At 69.2% G+C, this 19,061-nt stretch carries 16 protein-coding genes; 9 read left to right on the top strand and 7 right to left on the bottom strand.

The window, feature by feature from the left end; genetic code table 11:
• Window positions 1-15: 15 nt before the first annotated feature.
• The 5 genes from ctaC (at window position 16) to ABD091_RS02010 (ending at window position 5,444) form a co-directional block, all read left to right on the top strand.
• Window positions 16-888, top strand: a complete 873-nt coding sequence (gene ctaC / locus ABD091_RS02030) for an aa3-type cytochrome oxidase subunit II (RefSeq protein WP_343915458.1) — start codon at window positions 16-18, stop codon at window positions 886-888.
• Entirely contained in the window at window positions 885-2,633 is a 1,749-nt protein-coding gene (gene ctaD, locus ABD091_RS02025; protein WP_343915457.1) for an aa3-type cytochrome oxidase subunit I, read from the top strand. Before ctaC ends, ctaD begins: the two co-directional genes overlap by 4 nt.
• Window positions 2,630-3,028, top strand: a complete 399-nt coding sequence (locus ABD091_RS02020) for a cytochrome c oxidase subunit 4 (protein WP_343915456.1) — start codon at window positions 2,630-2,632, stop codon at window positions 3,026-3,028. Before ctaD ends, ABD091_RS02020 begins: the two co-directional genes overlap by 4 nt.
• Window positions 3,029-3,171: 143 nt before the next feature.
• Complete coding sequence (locus ABD091_RS02015) at window positions 3,172-4,380, top strand: L,D-transpeptidase (RefSeq protein ID WP_343915455.1); 1,209 nt, start codon at window positions 3,172-3,174, stop codon at window positions 4,378-4,380.
• A gap of 140 nt (window positions 4,381-4,520) precedes the next feature.
• Window positions 4,521-5,444 carry a type IV toxin-antitoxin system AbiEi family antitoxin domain-containing protein gene (locus tag ABD091_RS02010; RefSeq protein ID WP_343915454.1) on the top strand — a complete coding sequence of 308 codons (924 nt, stop codon included), beginning with the start codon at window positions 4,521-4,523 and terminating at the stop codon, window positions 5,442-5,444.
• A gap of 71 nt (window positions 5,445-5,515) precedes the next feature.
• Here the strand turns inward: ABD091_RS02010 and qcrB are convergent, their stop codons facing one another.
• From qcrB to ctaE, 4 genes are read right to left on the bottom strand one after another with little or no spacing between them, the layout of a single operon-like run.
• Window positions 5,516-7,267: a cytochrome bc1 complex cytochrome b subunit gene (qcrB, locus tag ABD091_RS02005; protein ID WP_343915453.1), complete on the bottom strand. Its 1,752-nt coding sequence runs from the start codon at window positions 7,265-7,267 to the stop codon at window positions 5,516-5,518.
• Window positions 7,267-8,334: a cytochrome bc1 complex Rieske iron-sulfur subunit gene (qcrA, locus tag ABD091_RS02000; RefSeq protein WP_343915452.1), complete on the bottom strand. Its 1,068-nt coding sequence runs from the start codon at window positions 8,332-8,334 to the stop codon at window positions 7,267-7,269. Before qcrA ends, qcrB begins: the two co-directional genes overlap by 1 nt.
• Entirely contained in the window at window positions 8,331-9,200 is an 870-nt protein-coding gene (gene qcrC, locus ABD091_RS01995) for a cytochrome bc1 complex diheme cytochrome c subunit (protein WP_343915451.1), read from the bottom strand. The genes qcrA and qcrC overlap by 4 nt, the downstream gene beginning before the upstream one ends.
• A gap of 31 nt (window positions 9,201-9,231) precedes the next feature.
• Window positions 9,232-9,906, bottom strand: a complete 675-nt coding sequence (gene ctaE, locus ABD091_RS01990; protein ID WP_343915450.1) for an aa3-type cytochrome oxidase subunit III — start codon at window positions 9,904-9,906, stop codon at window positions 9,232-9,234.
• Window positions 9,907-9,944: 38 nt separating this feature from the next.
• Here ctaE and ABD091_RS01985 point away from each other — a divergent pair, with 38 nt between their 5' ends.
• Genes ABD091_RS01985 through trpD form a run of 3 tightly spaced genes read left to right on the top strand, consistent with a single transcriptional unit; the run spans window position 9,945 to window position 12,323 of the window.
• Window positions 9,945-10,871 (top strand): cytochrome c oxidase assembly protein, encoded by a 927-nt coding sequence (locus ABD091_RS01985; protein WP_343915449.1) that lies wholly within the window; start codon window positions 9,945-9,947, stop codon window positions 10,869-10,871.
• A gap of 10 nt (window positions 10,872-10,881) precedes the next feature.
• A complete protein-coding gene (locus ABD091_RS01980) occupies window positions 10,882-11,295 on the top strand; it encodes an Rv3143 family two-component system response regulator (protein WP_343915448.1) in 414 nt (137 codons plus the stop codon).
• The gene (gene trpD, locus ABD091_RS01975) at window positions 11,292-12,323 is read left to right on the top strand and encodes an anthranilate phosphoribosyltransferase (protein WP_343915447.1); all 1,032 of its coding nucleotides are present in this window, start codon (window positions 11,292-11,294) and stop codon (window positions 12,321-12,323) included. Before ABD091_RS01980 ends, trpD begins: the two co-directional genes overlap by 4 nt.
• A 201-nt stretch (window positions 12,324-12,524) precedes the next feature.
• Here trpD and ABD091_RS01970 read toward each other — a convergent pair whose 3' ends face one another.
• The gene (locus ABD091_RS01970) at window positions 12,525-13,151 is read right to left on the bottom strand and encodes a hypothetical protein (protein WP_343915446.1); all 627 of its coding nucleotides are present in this window, start codon (window positions 13,149-13,151) and stop codon (window positions 12,525-12,527) included.
• Between the two features lie 43 nt (window positions 13,152-13,194).
• Complete coding sequence (locus tag ABD091_RS01965) at window positions 13,195-16,515, bottom strand: Ig-like domain-containing protein (RefSeq protein WP_343915445.1); 3,321 nt, start codon at window positions 16,513-16,515, stop codon at window positions 13,195-13,197.
• Window positions 16,516-16,786: 271 nt separating this feature from the next.
• On the opposite strand from ABD091_RS01965, the gene ABD091_RS01960 reads away from it, so the two are divergent.
• Window positions 16,787-18,295: a DUF2142 domain-containing protein gene (locus tag ABD091_RS01960; RefSeq protein WP_343915444.1), complete on the top strand. Its 1,509-nt coding sequence runs from the start codon at window positions 16,787-16,789 to the stop codon at window positions 18,293-18,295.
• Here ABD091_RS01960 and ABD091_RS01955 read toward each other — a convergent pair.
• Window positions 18,292-18,996 (bottom strand): glycosyltransferase family 2 protein, encoded by a 705-nt coding sequence (locus ABD091_RS01955; RefSeq protein WP_343915443.1) that lies wholly within the window; start codon window positions 18,994-18,996, stop codon window positions 18,292-18,294. The genes ABD091_RS01960 and ABD091_RS01955 overlap by 4 nt on opposite strands.
• Window positions 18,997-19,061: the final 65 nt, after the last annotated feature.

Raw genomic sequence — 19,061 nt, 5'->3', positions numbered from 1 at the left:
ACGAAAGGCTCGTTCGTGGGTCAGCAACTCCACCGGGCTCCGATGCGACGGCTGCGTCGCGCCGCCCTGGTCGCCACGATGGGTGCACTCGTCCTCCTCGCCGGATGCTCGGCGCAGACGCAGGACGAGTGGAAGAACTTGGCGATGCCCGATCCGGCCACTGAGCAGGCCGTCCACACCTTCGAGCTGTGGCGCTGGTCGTGGGTCGCCGCGATGATCACCGGTGTCATCGTCTGGGGCCTCATCGGCTGGGTCGTGGTGCGCTACCGCCGCAAGCACGACGACGAGATCCCGGTGCAGACGCGCTACAACCTGCCGCTGGAGATCTTCTACACGATCGCGCCGATCGTCATGGTGGTCGTGTTCTTCTACCACACGGTCAACGTGCAGAACATCGTCCTCGACGACACCGACCAGGACCAGACGATCGAGGTCGTGGGCCAGCAGTGGAGCTGGACCTTCAACTACCGCCTCGACGGCTCCACCGACGGCCCCGTCGTGTGGACCTCGGGCACCGGCTCCCAGATCCCGACGCTGGTGCTGCCGGTCGACCAGACGATCCAGTTCAACCTGACCTCGCCCGACGTGATCCACAACTTCGGCATCCCCGCGTTCCTCATGAAGATGGACGTGATCCCGGGCCGGACCAACCACTACGAGGTCACCCCGACCACGACCGGCGACTTCGTCGGCAAGTGCTACGAGCTCTGCGGGACCTACCACTCGCGGATGCTCTTCAACGTGAAGGTCGTCGAGCAGGCGGAGTACGAGCAGTACCTCTCCGACCTCGAGGACCAGGGCAACTACTCCGAGGAGCCCCTGCTCGGCGGCAACTTCGTCAACGAGCAGGCCGGCCTCGACGACCACAGCGAGGAGGAGGCGGAATGACCGCCACCGCAGCCCAGCCGACCGCCACGGCGACGAAGAGGCCGCTGGGCCAGCAGGTCGTCCGGATCCTGACGACGACCGACCACAAGCTGATCGGCAAGCTCTACCTCGGGACGTCGTTCGCCTGGTTCCTCGTCGGTGGCGTCATGGCGCTGCTGATCCGCGCCGAGCTGGCCAACCCCGGCATGCAGGTCGTCAACGACGAGCTCTACAACCAGCTCTTCACGATGCACGGCACGATCATGCTGCTGCTGTTCGCGACGCCGCTGTTCTTCGGCTTCTCCAACGTGATCATGCCGCTCCAGATCGGCTCGCCCGACGTCGCGTTCCCGCGGCTCAACATGTTCAGCTACTGGCTGTTCCTCTTCGGCGGCCTGATCACCGCCTCCGGCTTCCTGACCCGTGACGGCGCGGCCTCCTTCGGCTGGTTCGCCTACACGCCGCTCTCCGACGCGGTGCGCTCGCCCGGTGTCGGCGGCGACCTGTGGATCATGGGCCTGTGGATGGCCGGTCTGGGCTCGATCCTCGGTGCGGTCAACTTCATCACCACGATCATCTGCATGCGCGCTCCCGGCATGACCATGTTCCGGATGCCGATCTTCGTGTGGAACACGCTGATCACCTCGCTGCTCGTGCTGATCGCGTTCCCGATCCTGGCCGGCGCGCTGCTCTCGCTCGAGGCGGACCGGCTCCTCGGGGCCCACGTCTTCGACCCGGCCCACGGCGGCCCGATCCTGTGGCAGCACCTCTTCTGGTTCTTCGGCCACCCCGAGGTCTACATCATCGCGCTGCCGTTCTTCGGCATCATCACCGAGATCCTGCCGGTCTTCAGCCGCAAGCCGATCTTCGGCTACGTCGGCCTGGTCGGCGCGACGCTCGGCATCGCGATCCTCTCGGTTGCCGTGTGGGCCCACCACATGTTCGTGACGGGTGCCGTCGACCTGCCGTTCTTCTCCGGCATGACGTTCCTCATCGCGGTCCCGACAGGCGTGAAGTTCTTCAACTGGATCGGGACGATGTGGGGGGGAAGTCTGTCCTTCGACACACCCATGCTGTGGACCGTCGGCTTCCTGACCACCTTCCTGTTCGGCGGCCTGACCGGCATCATCCTGGCCAGCCCGCCGCTGGACTTCCACGTCTCCGACTCCTACTTCGTGGTGGCGCACTTCCACTACGTGGTGTTCGGGACGGTCGTGTTCGCGATGTTCGCCGGCTTCTACTACTGGTGGCCGAAGATGACCGGCCGGATGCTCGACGAGCGCCTCGGCAAGGTCCACTTCTGGCTGCTGTTCGTGGGCTTCCACACCACCTTCCTGGTGCAGCACTGGCTCGGCGTCGAGGGCATGCCCCGCCGCTACGCCGACTACCTGCCCGAGGACGGCTTCACCACGCTCAACCAGGTCTCCACCGTGGGTGCGTTCCTGCTGAGCTTCTCGATGCTGCCGTTCTTCTACAACCTGTGGGTCTCGCGCAACGCGCCGATGGTCGAGACCGACGACCCGTGGGGCTGGGGCCGCTCGCTCGAGTGGGCGACCAGCTGCCCGCCCCCGCGCCACAACTTCGTGACCATCCCGCGGATCCGCTCCGAGTCGCCCGCGTTCGACCTCCACCACCCTGAGGTCGCGGCGATGGAGCTCGACGACAACGACGCGATGCGCGAGGGGCGCGTCGCCGACGCGCCGGACGTGAACGGTCGCGAGGACGCGATCGCTGACGGCTTCGACGGAAAGGGCGAGACCCGATGAAGGCAGAGGCCTGGATCTTCGGCATCACCGCCGCCTTCCTGGTGGTGGTCACGCCTGCCTACTGGTTCATCACCGGCGACTGGACCGGCACCTCGGCGCTCACCATGACCACGCTGCTGGCGGGCATGATGACCCTCTACCTCGGCTTCCACGCCGCGAAGATGGACCCGCGCCCGGAGGACCGCCAGGACGCGGAGATCGCGGACGGCGCTGGCGAGCTCGGCTTCTTCCCGCCCTACTCGTGGTGGCCGCTGTGGTGCGCGCTGACGCTGGGCGTGATCGTCTACGCGACGGCCCTGGGTGCCTGGTGGATGTTCATCATCGGCGCGGCGCTGGGCGCCATCGCCCTCTCCGGGTGGATCTTCGAGTACTACCGGGGCGAGCACGCCCACTGAGGCACCGCCCGACCCGCTTCTCGGGGCTGTGGGATCCGACGGATCTCACAGCCCCGTGGTTTTGGATCGGGTGAGGGGTGCCCGGTTACGCTGATGGGGACGCCCACCGCACCACCGCACGTCCCTCTGGAGGGATCCCGCCCATGTCCCGGAAGCCGCTGACCGGCCTCGCCGCGCTCCTGCTCGCCTGCTCTGCGCTGAGCGCCTGCACGAGCGCGTCCACCGACTCGACCGACTCCGCCGACCCGCAGGCGGCCGGCTCCGACGGCGTCGAGGCGGCCGCGGAGAAGCCCGAGCCGCTGAAGATCTCCACCAACCTGCGTGGCGACGGCATCGCCGTCGACCGGGTCCTCGAGGTCTCCGCGACGGGCGGCACGCTGCGCGACGTACGCGTGACCTCGGCCGGAGCCCAGCTGCCCGGCAAGCTCACCCAGGACGACACCACGTGGCGGGCCAGCGGGCGCCTCGAGCCCGGTCAGGCCTACTCCGTGAAGTCCGTGGGTGAGCGGAGCGACGGCAAGAAGGTCGTGCGCACCTCGTCCTTCAACACCCAGGACCTCACGCTCGACGAGCAGACCTATGCCTCCGTGGCGCCCCTCCAGGGCGAGACGGTCGGCGTCGGCATGCCGGTGATCGTCACCTTCGACGTCCCCGTGACCGACAAGGCGTCCTTCGAGAAGCACATGCACGTCGACAGCACCCCGGCCCAGGCCGGCGCGTGGCACTGGCTGAGCGACACCGAGGCCCACTGGCGTCCCAAGTCCTACTGGAAGTCCGGCACCGACGTCTCGGTCGACATCGACGTCAACAGCGTCGACGCCGGGGCGGGCATCTACGGCCAGGAGAACCGCGAGGTGGACTTCACCGTCGGTGACGCCAACATCTACCGGGTCAACATGGACACCCACCAGATGAAGGTGTTCTCCAACGGCAGCCTGCTGCGGACCCTCCCGATCACCACGGGGGAGGAGCCGAAGTTCACGACCCGTTCGGGTGTGAAGGTCATCATCGAGAAGTTCCGCAAGAAGCGGATGGACTCCGAGACCGTCGGCATCGCCAACGACAGCGAGGACGGCTACAACATCGCCGGCGTCGAGTACGCCATGCGGGTGACCTACTCCGGCGAGTTCATCCACGCCGCCCCGTGGTCGGTCGGCTCCCAGGGCAGCGCCAACGTCTCCCACGGCTGCACCGGCATGTCCACGGCCGACGCCGGGTGGCTCTACAACATGTCCAAGCGCGGCGACGTCGTGGAATACACCGGCACCGACCGTCCGATGACCCTCGACAACGGCTACGGCGACTGGAACGCCGACTTCGCCAGCTGGAAGCAGGGCTCGGCGCTCTCCTGAGGTCGAGTCGTGGGTGTGTGACACGCGAGTCGCGCATGTGTGACAGCCGAGTCGTGCGCCTGTGAGGCGCTGACGCCCCGTTCTCCACAGGTGCTCGGGGGGCTGGTGTAGGACGGGCCGCGACCGGGCATCTCCCGGTCATGAGGAGACCGCCACTTCCGTCCGCTGTTCCCTTCACGACCCGGGAGGCCGAGACACTCGGCCACTCCCGCAAGGCGCTGTCGAGGCTTGTCGACCAGGGCGAGCTCCGCCGTCTGTTCACCGGCGTGTACGTCGCCGCCGACGTCGTGCTGGACACCGACCTCAGGGCACGGTCGCTCGCGTTGGTCCTGGCTCCTGACATGGTCCTCTGCGATCGCACGGCCGCCTGGATCTGGGGCGTCGACTGCTTCGCCCACGCCGAGCTCGACGGTCCGATGCCGATCGAGTGCGTGAGCCCGCGGTTCCGTCGAGCCACCGACCGCGTCGGCTGCGACGGTGGCAGCCGGGACCTCCTCCCGGAGGACTGGTGCACGGTCGGCGGCGTACGCGTGACGACGCCGCTGCGCACGGCGCTCGACCTCACCTGCAACCTCCCGCGACGCAGTGCGCTGGGGGCGGCGGACGCCCTCGCGCGGGCCCACGGCTTCACGAGCCGGGATCTGCAGCGCCTGCTGCCGCGCTACCGCGGGCGCAGGGGAGTGGTGCAGGCGAGGCAGCTGGTGCCGATGGTCGACCCGCGCGCCGAGTCCCAACCGGAGTCGTGGATGCGCGAGGTGCTCGCCAGCCACGAGATGGAGCTCCCCGAACCGCAGTACTGGGTCCACGTCGACGGAGTGCCGACCTACCGGCTCGACCTTGCGTGGGCCAGGGCGAAGGTGGCGCTGGAGTACGACGGCGAGGAGTTCCACAGCTCGCCCGAGGCCAGGGAGCGCGACCAGCGACGTCGCGCGTGGCTCCGCGATCACGGCTGGTACGTCGTCGTGCTGACGCGGGAGTCCCTCATGATCGAGGCGGTCGACGCATGGGTCCGTGAGCTGCGCGAGGAGCTCGCACGGCGTACCCGCTCACGCCGACGGTTCTGAAACGAGTCACGCCCCCGCGACTCGATGGTCACGGGGGCGCGATTCGCGTGTCACAAGGGCGCGACTCGCCCTCAGTGCTTGCCGCGGAGGGCTTCCTCGTCGACGGTGTGGTGACCGTCGAACTGGTGGCCGTCGGCGGGGTGGTCGAGGCCGGACTGTAGCTCGTGCTCGTGCTCGGCGTGGTGGTGCGCCTCCTCGAGCTCGGCCGCCGTCGGCTTCTGCACGTTGTGCTGGTACCACCGACGGTTCAGCGAGAGCCGCAGCCGCTCGACCCGGGACGTGCCCGGACCGCGGACGCCGTTCTCGTCGGTCGCGGGGGTCTCGCTGGCGATCTCGTCGCGGTCACGCGCCGTGAGGGAGTAGGCGCTGCCCTCGGAGATCGGCAGGTGCCGCTCGGAGTAGCCGCCCTCGGTGGAGCGCATGATGATGCCGGTCTCGTAGCCGTGCATCAGCCGGTCGTTGTCGGCCCGCTGCAGCGAGATGCACCAACGACGCGCGATGAAGAAGGCGATCACCGGTCCGATGAACACCGCCGCCCGCATGAAGTAGGTGATCTGGTTGATGCTGAAGCCGAACTGGATCGCGATGATGTCGTTGCCGGCAGCAGCCCACATCAGGCCGTAAAACGTCATCAGCGCGACGAACAGGGCGGTGCGGGTGGGGGCGTTGCGCGGCCGCTGGAGCAGGTGGTGCTCCCGCTTGTCGCCGGTGATCCAGGCCTCCAGGAACGGGAGCGCGATCAGGATCGTGAGCAGCACCCCGGGCAGGACGATGATCGGCAGCAGCACGTTCCACGACAGCGTCACGCCGAGGAAGTGCGACTCCCAGCCGGGCATGATCCGCAGCGCGCCGTCGGGCATGCCCATGTACCAGTCGGGCTGGGAACCGGCCGTCACCTTCGACGGGTCGTAGGGGCCGTACTTCCAGACCGGGTTGATCGAGAGCAGGCCACCCATCACGGCGGTGAGGCCGAAGACGATGAAGAAGAAGCCGCCGGCCTTGGCCATGTAGACGGGCATCAGCGGGTAGCCGACGACGTTCTGCTCGGTCCGGCCGGGACCGGGGTACTGGGTGTGCTTGTGGTAGACGAGCAGCAGCATGTGGGCGGCGATGAGCGCGAGGATCAGGCCCGGGATCAGCAGCACGTGGGCGACGTAGAAGCGCGAGATGATCGCGTCGCCGGGGAACTCGCCGCCGAAGAGGAAGAACGAGATGTAGGTGCCGACCACCGGCATCGACTTCACGAATCCGTCAGCGGCCCGGACGCCGGTGCCGGAGAGCAGGTCGTCGGGGAGCGAGTAGCCCGTGAAGCCCGCGAGGGCGCCGAGCACGAGCAGGAGGCACCCGATGACCCAGTTGAGCTCGCGCGGCTTGCGGAAGGCGCCGGTGAAGTAGACGCGCATCATGTGGACGAACATCGCCGCGATGAACAGCATCGCCGCCCAGTGGTGCATCTGCCGCATGAGCAGGCCGCCACGGACGTCGAAGGAGATGTCGAGCGACGAGGCGTAGGCCTCGGACATGTGGATGCCGCGGAACTGGTCGTAGGACCCCATGTAGGTGATCTCGGCCATGCTCGGCTTGAACCACAGGGTCAGGAACGTGCCCGTGAGCAGCACGACGACGAAGCTCCACAGCGCGATCTCGCCGAGCATGAACGACCAGTGGTCGGGGAAGACCTTCCGGATCTGCTTCCGCATCCCGGTGGCGAGCCCGAGGCGGTCGTCGGCCCAGGTCGCGGCAGCGCCGACCTTGCTGGGCTTGCTCGCGGTGGCGGCCTTGGTGGAGTTGCTCGTGGCGACCTTGCTGGTGTCGATGCTCATCATCCACGCTCCCAGAAGCTGGGTCCGACGGGTTCGTTGAAGTCCCGCTGCGCTACAAGGTACCCCTCGGAGTCAACCATGAGAGGAAGCTGCGGCAGCGGACGGGCAGCCGGACCGAAGACCACCCGCGCGGAGTCGGCGAGGTCGAAGGTCGACTGGTGGCAGGGGCAGAGCACGTGGTGGGTGGTCCGCTCGTAGAGCGAGATCGGGCAGCCCACGTGGGTGCAGATCTTGGAGTAGCAGAGGATGCCGTCGACGCCCCAGTCCTCCCGGCCCTTGCCGGGGGTGATCTCGTCGGGGCCCATCCGGACGAGGATGACCGCGCCCTTGGACTTGGCCACCTGGAGGTCCACGCCCTCCACCAGCGGCTCGCCCTCCTCGTCGGTCTCGAAGATCGCGGCCGGCTCGGCGTTGATCAGGTCGCCGATCTGCATGTCGGAGGGACGGATCGGCGTACCGACGACGTCGCGCACGACGCGCATGCCCTGCTCCCAGATGGTGTGGAACAGCGCGTCCTTCGGCAGCGGGCCGAGGTCGCGCAGCAGCACCAGCGGCACCGGCAGCGCGAGGACGCCGACGGCGCCGAGCAGCGAGTTGCGCACGAGCGGGCGCCGGGCGATGCCCGACTCCTCGAGACCGGTGGTCAGGTCGGCCACGGCCGCCTCGCGGTCCTCGTCGCTGGAGCGGGCCGGGTGGCGCATCTCCACGATCTCGTGGTCGGCCATGAGCTTGCGCGCCCACTGGATGATGCCGATGCCGATGAGGAGCAGCGCACCGCCCAGGGTCAGGCCGAGGGCCAGGGTGGAGGCGCCGAGGCCGCCGATGGTGGTGGTGACCTCACCGATCTCGAGGGTGAAGTAGGAGACCACGAAGAGCACGGTGCAGACGGCCGAGAGCCCGAACAGCGTCGCGATCTGGCGCTCGGCGCGCTTCTCGGCCTTCGGGTCGACGTCGGTCGGGCGCCACGTGTGGGCGGGCAGACCGGGGTCGGCGATCGGGTCGGCGGCCTCCAGCTCGCCCGACGTGGGCTGCTTCTCCGGGAGGTTGTCGCCCTCGTGGGTCGTCATGACTCCACCTTCTCCTTGCTCGTGCGGGTGGTGTGGGCCGCGATCCAGACGGCGAAGCCGACCAGCAGACCGATGCCGGCGATCCAGGCGTACATGCCCTCGGCGACCGGTCCGAGGCCGCCCATGCCGAAGCCGCCGTACGCCGGGTCGTCGCGCAGCGACTGGAGGTAGGCGATGACGTCGCGCTTCTCGTCGGGCGACAGATTGCCGTTGGAGAAGGTCGGCATCGACTGGGGACCGCTCAGCAGCGCCTCGTAGACGTAGCGCGGCTCGACGTCGAGGATGCGCGGGGCGTAGCCGCCGCGCGGCATGGCGCCGCCGGAGCCGGTGAAGTTGTGGCAGGCGGTGCAGTTGGTGAGGAAGATCTGGCCGCCGCGGGCGATCGCGGCCTCGCGCTCCTCGGCGCTCATGCCCTCGATGCTGTAGTCGGACTCGTCCGGGATCGCCGGGCCGGGGCCGAGGGAGGCGACGAACGCCGCCATCGCGGCGGTCTCCTCGTCGCTGAACGAGACCGGCTTGCGCGGCACCTGGGCGCCGGGCTGGGCCATCGGCATCCGGCCGGTGCCGACCTGGAAGTCGACCGCAGCGGCACCGACGCCGACCAGCGACGGGCCGAGCTGGTCGCCGTCGACCGTGCGCACGCCCTCGCCGTTCTGACCGTGGCAGAAGGAGCAGTTGACGAGGAACAGCTCGCGGCCCTGCTGCACCAGCTCCTCGTCGGAGGCGCTCGTGTCGGCCTGCGCGGGGGAGAAGGCGGTGTAGAGGCCACCGGTCAGCAGCAGGCCCAGGAGCAGCACCATCAGCCCGGCCACGGGGCCGCGGCGGTGGCGGGAGATCCGGCCGGCGGATCGGTTCAGGAAGCGCACATCGAGTCCTTGGTCGGCGAGTCGGCGGGGGTCACTGGACGAGGTAGATCGTGGCGAACAGCCCGATCCACACGACATCGACGAAGTGCCAGTAGTAGGACACGACGATGGCGCTGACGGCTTGCTCGTGGGTGAACTTGCGGGCGATGTAGGTCCGGCCCAGCACGAAGAGGAAGGCGATCAGGCCGCCGGTCACGTGGATGCCGTGGAACCCGGTGGTGAGGTAGAACATCGTGCCGTAGGCGCTGTCCTGGATGGTGACGCCCTCCTGGACCAGGGTGGCGTACTCCAGCGCCTGGCCGCCGATGAAGATCGCGCCCATGACGTAGGTGAGGATGAACCACTCGCGCAGGCCCCACTTGCCGACCTGGAGCAGCCCGCCGGCGCGACCCACCTGACCGCGCTCGGCGGCGAAGACACCGAGCTGGCAGGTCAGCGAGGACAGCACCAGGATCGTGGTGTTGACCGACGCGAACGGCACATCGAGGAAGGCCGTGTTCTGGGCCCAGAGGTCCTCCGACACCGCACGGATCGTGAAGTAGGCCGCGAACAGGGCCGCGAAGAACATCAGCTCGCTGGAGAGCCAGATGATCGTTCCGACCGAGACCATGCTCGGACGGTCGTGGTGTCCGTGGAGTCGGGAAGCCGGGATCGCTGCTGCAGTCGCCACGGGATCATTATGGCTGGTGAAGGACCGCAGGCCCATCCCGCCCCCCGCTTTCCGTGGGTCCTATCGTTCTGGGCGTGGCGAGCGCACTTCCCCCGAACGCGCCGGACCTCCCGAGGTTCACGCTCGAGCGTGCCCTGACCGACTGGTACGTCGCGCCGTTGCCGTTCGTGATCACCGTCTGGGTGGTGGGTCTCTACGTCCTCGGGGTGGTCGTGATGCGCCGGCGTGGCGACGCCTGGCCGTGGGGGCGGACCCTGGCCCTCGGGGTCGGGATGGCGGCGTTCGCCTTCGCCACGATGAGCGGACTGGCGGCGTACGACACGACGCTGCTGAGCGCGCACATGGTCCAGCACATGGTGCTGTCGATGGTGGTGCCGCTGGCGCTCGCGCTGTCGGCTCCGGTGACCCTGGCCTTGCGCACCCTGCCGCGTACGCCGAAGAGGTGGCTGCTCGCAGTCCTCCACTCGCGGGTCGCCAAGGCACTGTCGTTCCCGCCGCTGACCCTGGCGCTCTACATCGTCTCGCCGTGGGCGCTCTACTTCTCGCCGTGGTATCGCGCTTCGCTCGAGTCGGCGTACGTCCACGAGATGATGCACGTCCACCTCGTCGTGGTCGGCGCACTGTTCTTCTGGCCGCTGATGGGCATCGACCCCGTGCCGGGACGCGTGAGCCACGTGTTCCGGGTGTTGCTGGTGGTGCTGACGCTGCCCTTCCACGCCTTCCTGGGCGTCACGATCATGCAGCAGGAGTCGCTGATCGGCGGCGACTGGTATCCCTCGCTCCACGAGGGCCCGATGGGCGCGTGGCTGCCCGACCCGCTCGCCGACCAGCACCTCGCCGGCGGGATCCTGTGGGGGAGCGGTGACCTGATCGGGCTGATGTTCTTCGGGGTGCTGTTCGCCCAGTGGGTGAGGTCGTCGATGGCCGAGGCGAAGCGGGAGGACCGGCGGCTCGACCTGCTGGAGGCGAGGGCGCGCACGGCGGCGGAGAGCGACCGGTAGCATCGGGCGCGTGACCGACCAGAACGCCCGGCCGCTGAAGGTGCTCGTCTACTCGGACGACGTGAACACCCGCCAGCAGGTGATCCTCGCCCTCGGCCGCCGTCCCCACCCGGACCTGCCCGAGCTGCAGTACGTCGAGGTCGCCACCGAGCCGGTCGTCATCCAGAACATGGACGCCGGCGGCATCGCCCTCGCCATCCTCGACGGCGAGGCCGTGCCCGCGGGTGGCATGGGCATCGCCAAGCAGCTCAAGGACGAGATCTACGAGTGCCCGCCGGTGCTGGTCCTGACCGGTCGCCCGCAGGACGCCTGGCTGGCCGCCTGGTCGCGCGCCGAGGCCGCGGTGCCCCACCCGCTCGACCCGGTCCAGCTGGCCGAGACCGTCGTCTCGCTGCTGCGCTCGCGGGTCCCCGCCACGCAGTGAGCGCGCCCACCTGGGCCGACCTGCTCACCACGCTCGTAGGCGGTGGGGACCTCGACGCGGGTCAGACCTCCTGGGTGATGTCCCAGATCGTCACCGGCGAGGCGACGGCGGCCCAGATCGCCGGCTTCGCGGTCGCGCTCCGGGCGAAGGGGGAGACCCCCGTGGAGATCATCGGCCTCACCGACGCGCTCTTCGAGGTCGCGACCCCGATCTCGGTCCCGGGCCGGCTGCTCGACGTGGTCGGGACCGGCGGCGACCGGTCGATGTCGGTGAACATCTCGACCATGGCCGCGATCGTCGCCGCGGGCGCCGGCGCCCGGGTCGCCAAGCACGGCAACCGGTCGGCCTCGTCGCAGTCGGGTTCGGCGGACGTGCTCGAGTCGCTCGGCATCCGCCTCGACCTGCCGCCCGACCGGGTCGCGGCGCTGGTCGACGAGGTGGGCATCACCTTCTGCTTCGCGGCCGCCTTCCACCCCGGGCTGCGCCACACCGCCGTCCCGCGGCGGGAGCTGGCGATCGCGACCACGTTCAACCTGCTCGGCCCGCTGGCCAACCCCACCCGGCCCCAGGCCCAGGCGATCGGCTGCGCCGACGTCACCAAGGCCCCGGTGATGGCCGGCGTCTTCGCCGCCCGCGGGGTCGACGCGTGGGTCTTCCGCGGCGACGACGGCCTCGACGAGCTCACGACCACCACGACGTCGTCGCTGTGGCACGTGCACGGGGGAGAGGTCACCACGGCGACCATCGACCCCCGCGACCTCGACATCCCGACCGCGACCGCCCAGGACCTCCGTGGCGGCGACGCGGCCCACAACGCGGACGTGGTCCGCCGGCTGCTCGACGGTGAGCGGGGCCCGGTCCGTGACGCGGTGCTGCTCAACGCAGGTGCCGCACTGGCCGTCCACGACGACCCGGCCTCGGATCCCGCGACTGCTCTGGCGGCTGGCTACGCCAAGGCAGCCGAAGCCGTCGACTCCGGCGCTGCCCGGGCGACCCTGGACCGCTGGGTCGCCGCATCCTCCGGCTGAGCTCTTCTCAGAGGTGGAGCGAGCCTTGTTCCAGGTGGTCGAGCCGCGAGGAGGCCCAACGAGCCTCGTTCCAGGTGGTCGAGCCGCGAGGAGGCCCAACGAGCCTCGTTCCAGGTGGTCGAGCCGCGAGGAGGCCCAACGAGCCTCGTTACAGGTGGTCGAGCAGCGAGCGCAGCGAGCGACGTCGAGACCTCCGGGCTTTCAGAGGTCCAGAACGTACGACGAGCCCTCGCGACGGAACCCGACGTCGATCCGGTCGTAGTAGGCACCCACCATGTCCGGCGGGGTAACCACCCGTCGGAAGCCGCGGTCGCGCAGGTCCGGCGCGTCCTTCCAGACGAACTCGCCGGGGGAGAAGTCGCGGAAGCGGGGTGTCACGTAGTCCAGCTGGACCCGCGCAACGTCGCCCTCGCGCCGGATCACAACCACGCCGACCGTCTCGTCGCCCCGCAGGACGAGCCAGGCCAGGTCGTCGTCCGACGTGGCGTCGTACGACGGGTAGTAGCGGGAGATGTCGGCACCGTGGACCCCGAGGAAGTGGTGGAGATAGGCGTCGTCGCTGGCGACCCGCAGGACGGTGAACGCGGCCTCGTCGTGCCGGTCACGCGTCAGCCGCACGATGAACCAGATGTTGATCGCACTGAGCACGATGTTCATCGCCACCATCGGCCAGATCCCGAGCAGCCCGTTGAAGCCGGTGAGGATCAGGCACGCGGCCAGGTTGAGCACCCGGAAGCGCAGCACCCGTGCCTGGAGGAGCGAGAAGACCAGGAGCGCGCTCCCCGCCCACCCGACGACGTCGAGCCAGTAGTCAGAGAGCCAGTCCACGGCGGAGAAGGCTAGCGAGCCTTCTCCGCCGAGGAGGAATCGTCTACTTGGCGGTGACCGTCCAGGAGTAGGTCACCAGCGCGTTGCCGGAGTCATCGCTGATCTTCGGAGTCAGCTTGATGGTGTATGACTTGCCCTTCTTGAGGCTCGCCACGGGGTTGAGGACGGCCTTGGTGCGGCTGTCGGACGGCTTCACGACCGCTGACAGCTTGCGCTTCGATCCGGTCGGCGTGATCTTGTACGTCGCCTTGGTGACTCCGTTCACGGGCTCACTGAAGGTCACCGTGAAGTTGGCGCCTCGCTTGACGCTGCCGGTCGGCTTGACCGCGGACACCCGCGGAGCCGTCTGGTCGACCGTGAAGGTCTGCCACGGCGACGACCCGATCTCCCCTCCCACGCTGTTGAGGCTCGTCACTCGCCACTCCCACACGGCGTCCCCGACGCGGGACGGCGCCCAGGCGAGGCCCGGGGTGCGGAAGGTGGAGGAGGAACCTCCGCCGACGACCCGGAGGTCAACCCGGTAGTCCGTGGCCCCGTCGACGCCGGCCCACGTGAACAGGACATCATTGGCGCGCAGCAGCGAACCCGGCGTCGGTGCGGTCTGCACCGGTGCCTGACCCATGACCCGGAACCGGGCGCCGGGATCAGCCAGGTTGGTCCACTGACCGGGGCGGCCTTGGGCATCACGCGGACGCACCCGCCAGGTATACGACGTGGCCGAGACCGGGAGCGGCTTGGTGTTGGTCAGGGCCACCTGCTTGCTCGTGCCCGAGTAGACGAGGTTGGCCGCCTGACCGATGGTGTCGGCGTTCTTGTAGACCTCGACGTCATAGCTGGCGGCGTAGGCCAGGGGGTTCCAGCGGAGAGGCGCAGAACCTCCGGTCGCCGCGTTGCCTGTCGGCGAGTCGAGCGTGACGGCGGGGGACAGCTTCGTCATCGAGCGCACGTCGCTCCATGTCAACGGGTTGCTGCTGCCGTCGATCGCCTGGACCCGCCAGTAGAGCGGACCTTCGGGGTAGGTCTTGTTGAACGCCGTGTAGGTCGTCTGGTCGACCTTGATGTCGTCGACGAGCGACTGGAAGTTGGGGTCGTCGTCGACCTGGATGCGGTAGGTCATCGCCTCCACGTCGGGGTCGGGGGACAGCTTCTCACCCACGCAGTCCTCGTCCACGTCCGCCGTGATGACCTGCACCTGGTTGGTGCAGAGGTAGTCCTGCCACCGGAAGGTGACGTCATTCGACACCGTCGCGTTGGCCGCCGGCGACAGCAGCTCGACCGGCTTCGAGATCTTGTTGAACGCGTGCTGGGCCGCCTTCGGGGCCGTGCAACCGCCGGGGGTCTTGCACGGCTGGATGTGCCAGTAGAAGGCTGAGCCTGCCTGGCTGTCGATGAGGGCATCGGGCGGAATGTAGGCCGACTGCTCAGTCTTCTCCTTGAGGATGACGTTGGTCAGCTGCTGGTCGCGGCTGATCCACACGACGTACTGCGCCACATTCGGGTCCGGCGTCCATCGCAGCACAGGGGTCTGCCGCAGCCCCGTGCATTGGGTCTCGCTCAGCGGCCGGGTCGGGTCAAGAGTCTTGGAGCAGGAGGTACCAGCCGCTCCTGACTCGGTCCCGCTCTGGGCAACACGCTGCCCGGTTGCAGCAGCGGCAGGCGTCACGGTGAAGCTACCTGGACTGGTCGTGTCTGCGAGGAAGGTCGACCCGTTGTAGGCCTCGACCTTCCACTGGTAGGTGCCTTCCGCGAGCCAGCGGTCCGTGATGTCGTCACCGGCGGGGTACGAAAAGTTCGTCGCGACGGTAGTCCAGCCGATGGCCCCAGCGCTCCGCACATAGAGTTGATAGCGCGTCGCGGAGGCGACGGGGGCCCAGCGAAGATTGGGGAATCGGCCCACAGACGGGTTGACGGCACCAAGCGGCTCGGGCGTCGCAGCGGTCGAGGCCGTGGACCCGGTGACAGTAAAGGTGGGCTGAGAACCGGTCATGAGCGTCGGGCCCAGGCGACCCGAGGCCGACACTGAACGCACAGACCACCGGTACTGAACGTCTAGCGGCAGCAAGCTCCGCGAAGTCCAGGTAGTGCTGTAGGTAGTGGCGTTCGCGACAACCTGACCCGTGTCGACCCGGGTCACGCTCACTTGGTACTGGCTCGCGCCCGCTACCGGCTCCCAATTGAGCGTAGGAATCTGTACTGACGCTCCGTCCACGGGTGACAGGGAAGTCACCAGGGCGGGGTTGTAGTTGAACTCGAAGATCTCGGCGTCTACAGCCTCGCTGATCACGGCGGGCCGCCGAGGCCCGTCGTATGCGAGAACGCGCCAGTAGTAGTGTCCCAATGCCTGCGGGAAGCAGTCGCCCGAGGTGGGGATGTATGTCGTCTGCACGGTGGGGCAGGTGCCGAACATGCTGTTCTGGCTAAAGTCAGCAGACGTGGCGACCTGCACCTCGTAGCTGGTCGCGTGCTTCACAGGGGTCCACTGATAGAAGAAGGGGTCGCCGACTGTCGACTCGTCAGCGGGGTACTCCAATCCAGGCTGGAACGGCCAGTTGCGTCGGAACTCCCACACATCCACGGCGTTCCAGTCGAGGGTGTTGCCGGCGCCATCCACTGGTGCCACGCGCCAGTAGTACTGGTCGTTGTCGAGGGTGATGGGCGGCGAGTAGCGCGTGCCCATGACGCCCGTGCGGACGTCATCAAGCGTGTTGAAGTTGCGGTCGGTGCTGATCTGGAGGTTATAGGTCTTGGCGCCGAGCACCGGTTCCCAGTCGAGCACGACGTCCTGCAGCGGCTTCGCCTGCGCGCTGTCGGACGGTGAGGTCAGCACGGGCTTCTCGAGGCCGCCCATCTGGTAGCTCCGGTTGGGCGACCACTCGGTGACGATGCCGCCGCCGAGCGTTGCTCGGACGCGCCAGAAGTACTCCGTCGCGACCAGCGGGTCGGGCACGACGTACGACGAGGACTGCGTGGTGTAGCTCTTGACCTTGGCCGTGTCGACGAAGAGCGGGTCGGTGCTCACCTGAAGGGTGTAGGAGATCGCGCCGTCGACGGGGCCCCAGCTGGTCAGCGCCGGCTCCTCCGGCGGGTTCAGCAACGTGCCGTCCGCGGGGGCGACTGGAGCCGGCGCCGCGAGGGCGCTCCGGGAGAAGTCGGCCTCGCTCCACGCACTGCCGCCGGAGGAGTCCTTCGACCGCACCCGCCAGTAGATCGTGCCGCCGGGCAGCTGGACGTTCGGGGTGGCCCTCCGGTTCTCGGTCGAGGTCGACCAGAGCAGGGTGCCGAAGCCCGAGGAGCTCGAGACCTGGACGTCGTACGCGGCAGCGCCCCGGCTGCGCTCCCACTCGAGGACGGGGATGCCGGTCACGCCTGTGCTGGTGGGGCTCAGGCCCGTCGGGGGCGGGGGCGCCGCCGAGGCGGGCATGAGCGTGAGCAGACTGATGACGAGTGCAGCGACGATGGCGCCCGCCAGTCGCTCGAGGCGATGGATTCGCACAGGGTCCCCCGGTTGATGTGGTTCTCGGCAGGCCGAGGATAGGTCTGGTCCAGTCCGGTGGTCCTCGAAACGGGAAAACTGCCCCGATGGCCTCGTGCGCGTCGCCGGGGCCGTCGCCCCCCGTGCCGGGATCATGGCTCGCATGCCCACCAGCAGGCACTCCTCGAGCGAGAAGCGCGCGGTCTTGCCCGAGCTCGGAAGGCGGGTCCCCGCGTGGGCGGTGGCCGGTGTGCTCGTCGGACTAGCCCTGCTCCAGGCCGCGTGGATCGCGGCCCTCCCTCCCTTCCGCGGCGCGGACGAGGTCGACCACGTGTTCCGGGCCTCGGCGGTGGCGTCCGGGGACTGGAGCTCGCCCGCGGCCGCCGCGACACGGGGGACCGGTGCCCGGGTCGCGGCGAGCCCGGAGATGGTCGAGGCCGCCGGCGAAGCGTGCCTGCGACTCGCCTACAAGGAGCCCGACGACTGCCGGCTCGTTGATCGGTCGGGTGGGCCGGTCGTCGCGTCGGCAGCTGGCCGCTACCTCCCTACCTATTACGTGGTCGTGGGCTACGCGACGCGGCTCGTCGACGGGGCGGCCGGGGCGACGCTCATGCGCGCCTGGAGCGCGCTGCTGTGCCTGGCCTTGCTGGCGGCCGGGCTGGTCGGCCTGCGTCGCTGGGCCGACCGTCGAGTCTTCGCCGCCGCGGTGCTCGGGGTGACACCGACGGTCGTCTACTCCACCACGGTGGTGGCTCCCAACGGGCTCGAGCTCATCGCGGGTTTGGTGCTGTGGACGTCCCTCGCGGGCTTGGCTGCCGTGCCGCCAGCCCGGGCTCGCTACCACTTGGCGACGCTCACGCTCTCACTCTCGGCGTTGATGCTGCTCCGGTCCCTCGGGCCGTTGTGGGCCGCGACGATCGTCGCGGCGTCAGTCCTCGCGTGGCCGGGGCTGGCCGGCCGTCTCGCCAGGCTGGTGCGCACCGCCTCCGGGCGGGCGGCCGGGGGCGTGGTCGCAGTGGCCGCGGTCGTGGGGGTGGGCTGGACCCTCGCCGAGCACTCGCTGGTGATGAGCCAGGACGGACCGGGCGGCTCCCTGCCGCTCGGGTTCCGTGTCGGCAGGGCGCTGCGCGAGGTCCCCCTCTGGCTGCTCCAGGACGTGGCCGCCTTCCCCTTCCGCAACCAGCACGCGCCCCTGCTCGTCTATCCGCTGGCCCTGCTCGTGGTCGCGGCGCTCGCTGTGGTGGGGCTCCGGTCCGCCGCGCGCCGGCTGCGCTGGTCGGTCGCCGTGATCCTGGCCGTCGGCCTCGGGCTTCCCTACGTCGTGACGGTCGCGACGATGTCCGAGATCGGGACGGCTTGGCAGGGCCGTTATGCGCTGCCCCTCCTCATCGGGGTTCCGCTCTTGCTCGGGGCGGGATGGGCCCGCTCGCGCGACGGCGGGTTGCGCCGGCTGGCCGCACTGGTGGTGCTGTCCGCGCTCGCGGTGGTTCATGCCGCCGGGGTGTACGCCGTCGCGGCCGAGATGTCGACCGCGCGCGACTGGACGGTCTCCGGGGACGTCGTCGGTCATCCCCCGGTGTGGGTGGTGGGCGTGCTCGCGGCGGCCGGGTCCGTGGTGCTGGCAGGCTCGACCGTGTTGAGCGTGGCGGGGCGGCCCGCTGACGCGGACTAGCGGGCGCCGCGGAGCCGTTCGACCGCGAGGTCGAAGACGATGTTCAGCGCGTTCAGGTTCGACTGGCCCCGGGCCATGGAGTACTCCGTGTAGGAGATGGTCACCGGCACCTCGGCATAGGAGAGCTGGCGCCGCGCCACGTGGTTGAGGAGCTGGCTCGCGTAGGCCATGCCGTCGAGGGTGAGCTCGAGCCCGTCGACCGTGGACCGGGAGAGGACACGCAGGCCGTTGTGGGTGTCGGTGAGGTCGAGCGCGGTGGTCATCCGGGTGAAGGAGGTGGCGGCCCTTAGCAGGCACCGCCGCGCCCACGGCATGTTCACCGGAGGCGTGTCGAGGAACCGCGACCCCAGCACCACGTCGAGCCCGCGCTCGCGGGCCACCGCCAGCAGCCTCACGGCGTCGTCGACGTCGTGCTGTCCGTCGGCGTCGAAGGTGATCACGTGGCGCATCGCCGCCCGACCGCGGGCCCAGGTGAGCCCGGTCTGCAGCGCCGCGCCGCCGCCGAGGTTGTCGTGATGGCGGACCACCGTCGCCCCGGCGGCGCGTGCGATCAGGTCGCAACCGTCGGTGCTCCCGTCGTCGACGCAGACCACGTGAGGGAAGTGCTCACGCAGCTGGGTGACGACCGCCCCGACGCTCCGAGCCTCGTCATACATGCGCACGACGACGACCACGTCGTCGTTCGCAAGGTCGGGCGCCATGAACCGAGGCTAGGGCGCGCTCGCGACCCGCGTGGCCGTTTCGCCCAATTGTGCGGTGCGGATTC

The sequence above is a fragment of the Nocardioides aestuarii genome (genome assembly GCF_039527245.1).
GTDB lineage: Bacteria > Actinomycetota > Actinomycetes > Propionibacteriales > Nocardioidaceae > Nocardioides > Nocardioides aestuarii.
The sequence above is the reverse complement of the archived record's forward strand: the minus strand, read 5'-3'. Positions and strand labels throughout refer to the sequence as shown.

What these genes read in the sequence shown, in the direction of transcription:
- ctaD (WP_343915457.1), top strand. Translation starts at nt 885, where the DNA reads ATGACCGCCACCGCAGCCCAGCCGACCGCCACGGCGACGAAGAGGCCG.
- ABD091_RS02020 (WP_343915456.1), top strand. Translation starts at nt 2,630, where the DNA reads ATGAAGGCAGAGGCCTGGATCTTCGGCATCACCGCCGCCTTCCTGGTG.
- ABD091_RS02015 (WP_343915455.1), top strand. Translation starts at nt 3,172, where the DNA reads ATGTCCCGGAAGCCGCTGACCGGCCTCGCCGCGCTCCTGCTCGCCTGC.
- ABD091_RS02010 (WP_343915454.1), top strand. Translation starts at nt 4,521, where the DNA reads ATGAGGAGACCGCCACTTCCGTCCGCTGTTCCCTTCACGACCCGGGAG.
- qcrB (WP_343915453.1), bottom strand. Translation starts at nt 7,267, where the DNA reads ATGAGCATCGACACCAGCAAGGTCGCCACGAGCAACTCCACCAAGGCC.
- qcrA (WP_343915452.1), bottom strand. Translation starts at nt 8,334, where the DNA reads ATGACGACCCACGAGGGCGACAACCTCCCGGAGAAGCAGCCCACGTCG.
- ctaE (WP_343915450.1), bottom strand. Translation starts at nt 9,906, where the DNA reads ATGGGCCTGCGGTCCTTCACCAGCCATAATGATCCCGTGGCGACTGCA.
- ABD091_RS01960 (WP_343915444.1), top strand. Translation starts at nt 16,787, where the DNA reads ATGCCCACCAGCAGGCACTCCTCGAGCGAGAAGCGCGCGGTCTTGCCC.
- ABD091_RS01955 (WP_343915443.1), bottom strand. Translation starts at nt 18,996, where the DNA reads ATGGCGCCCGACCTTGCGAACGACGACGTGGTCGTCGTCGTGCGCATG.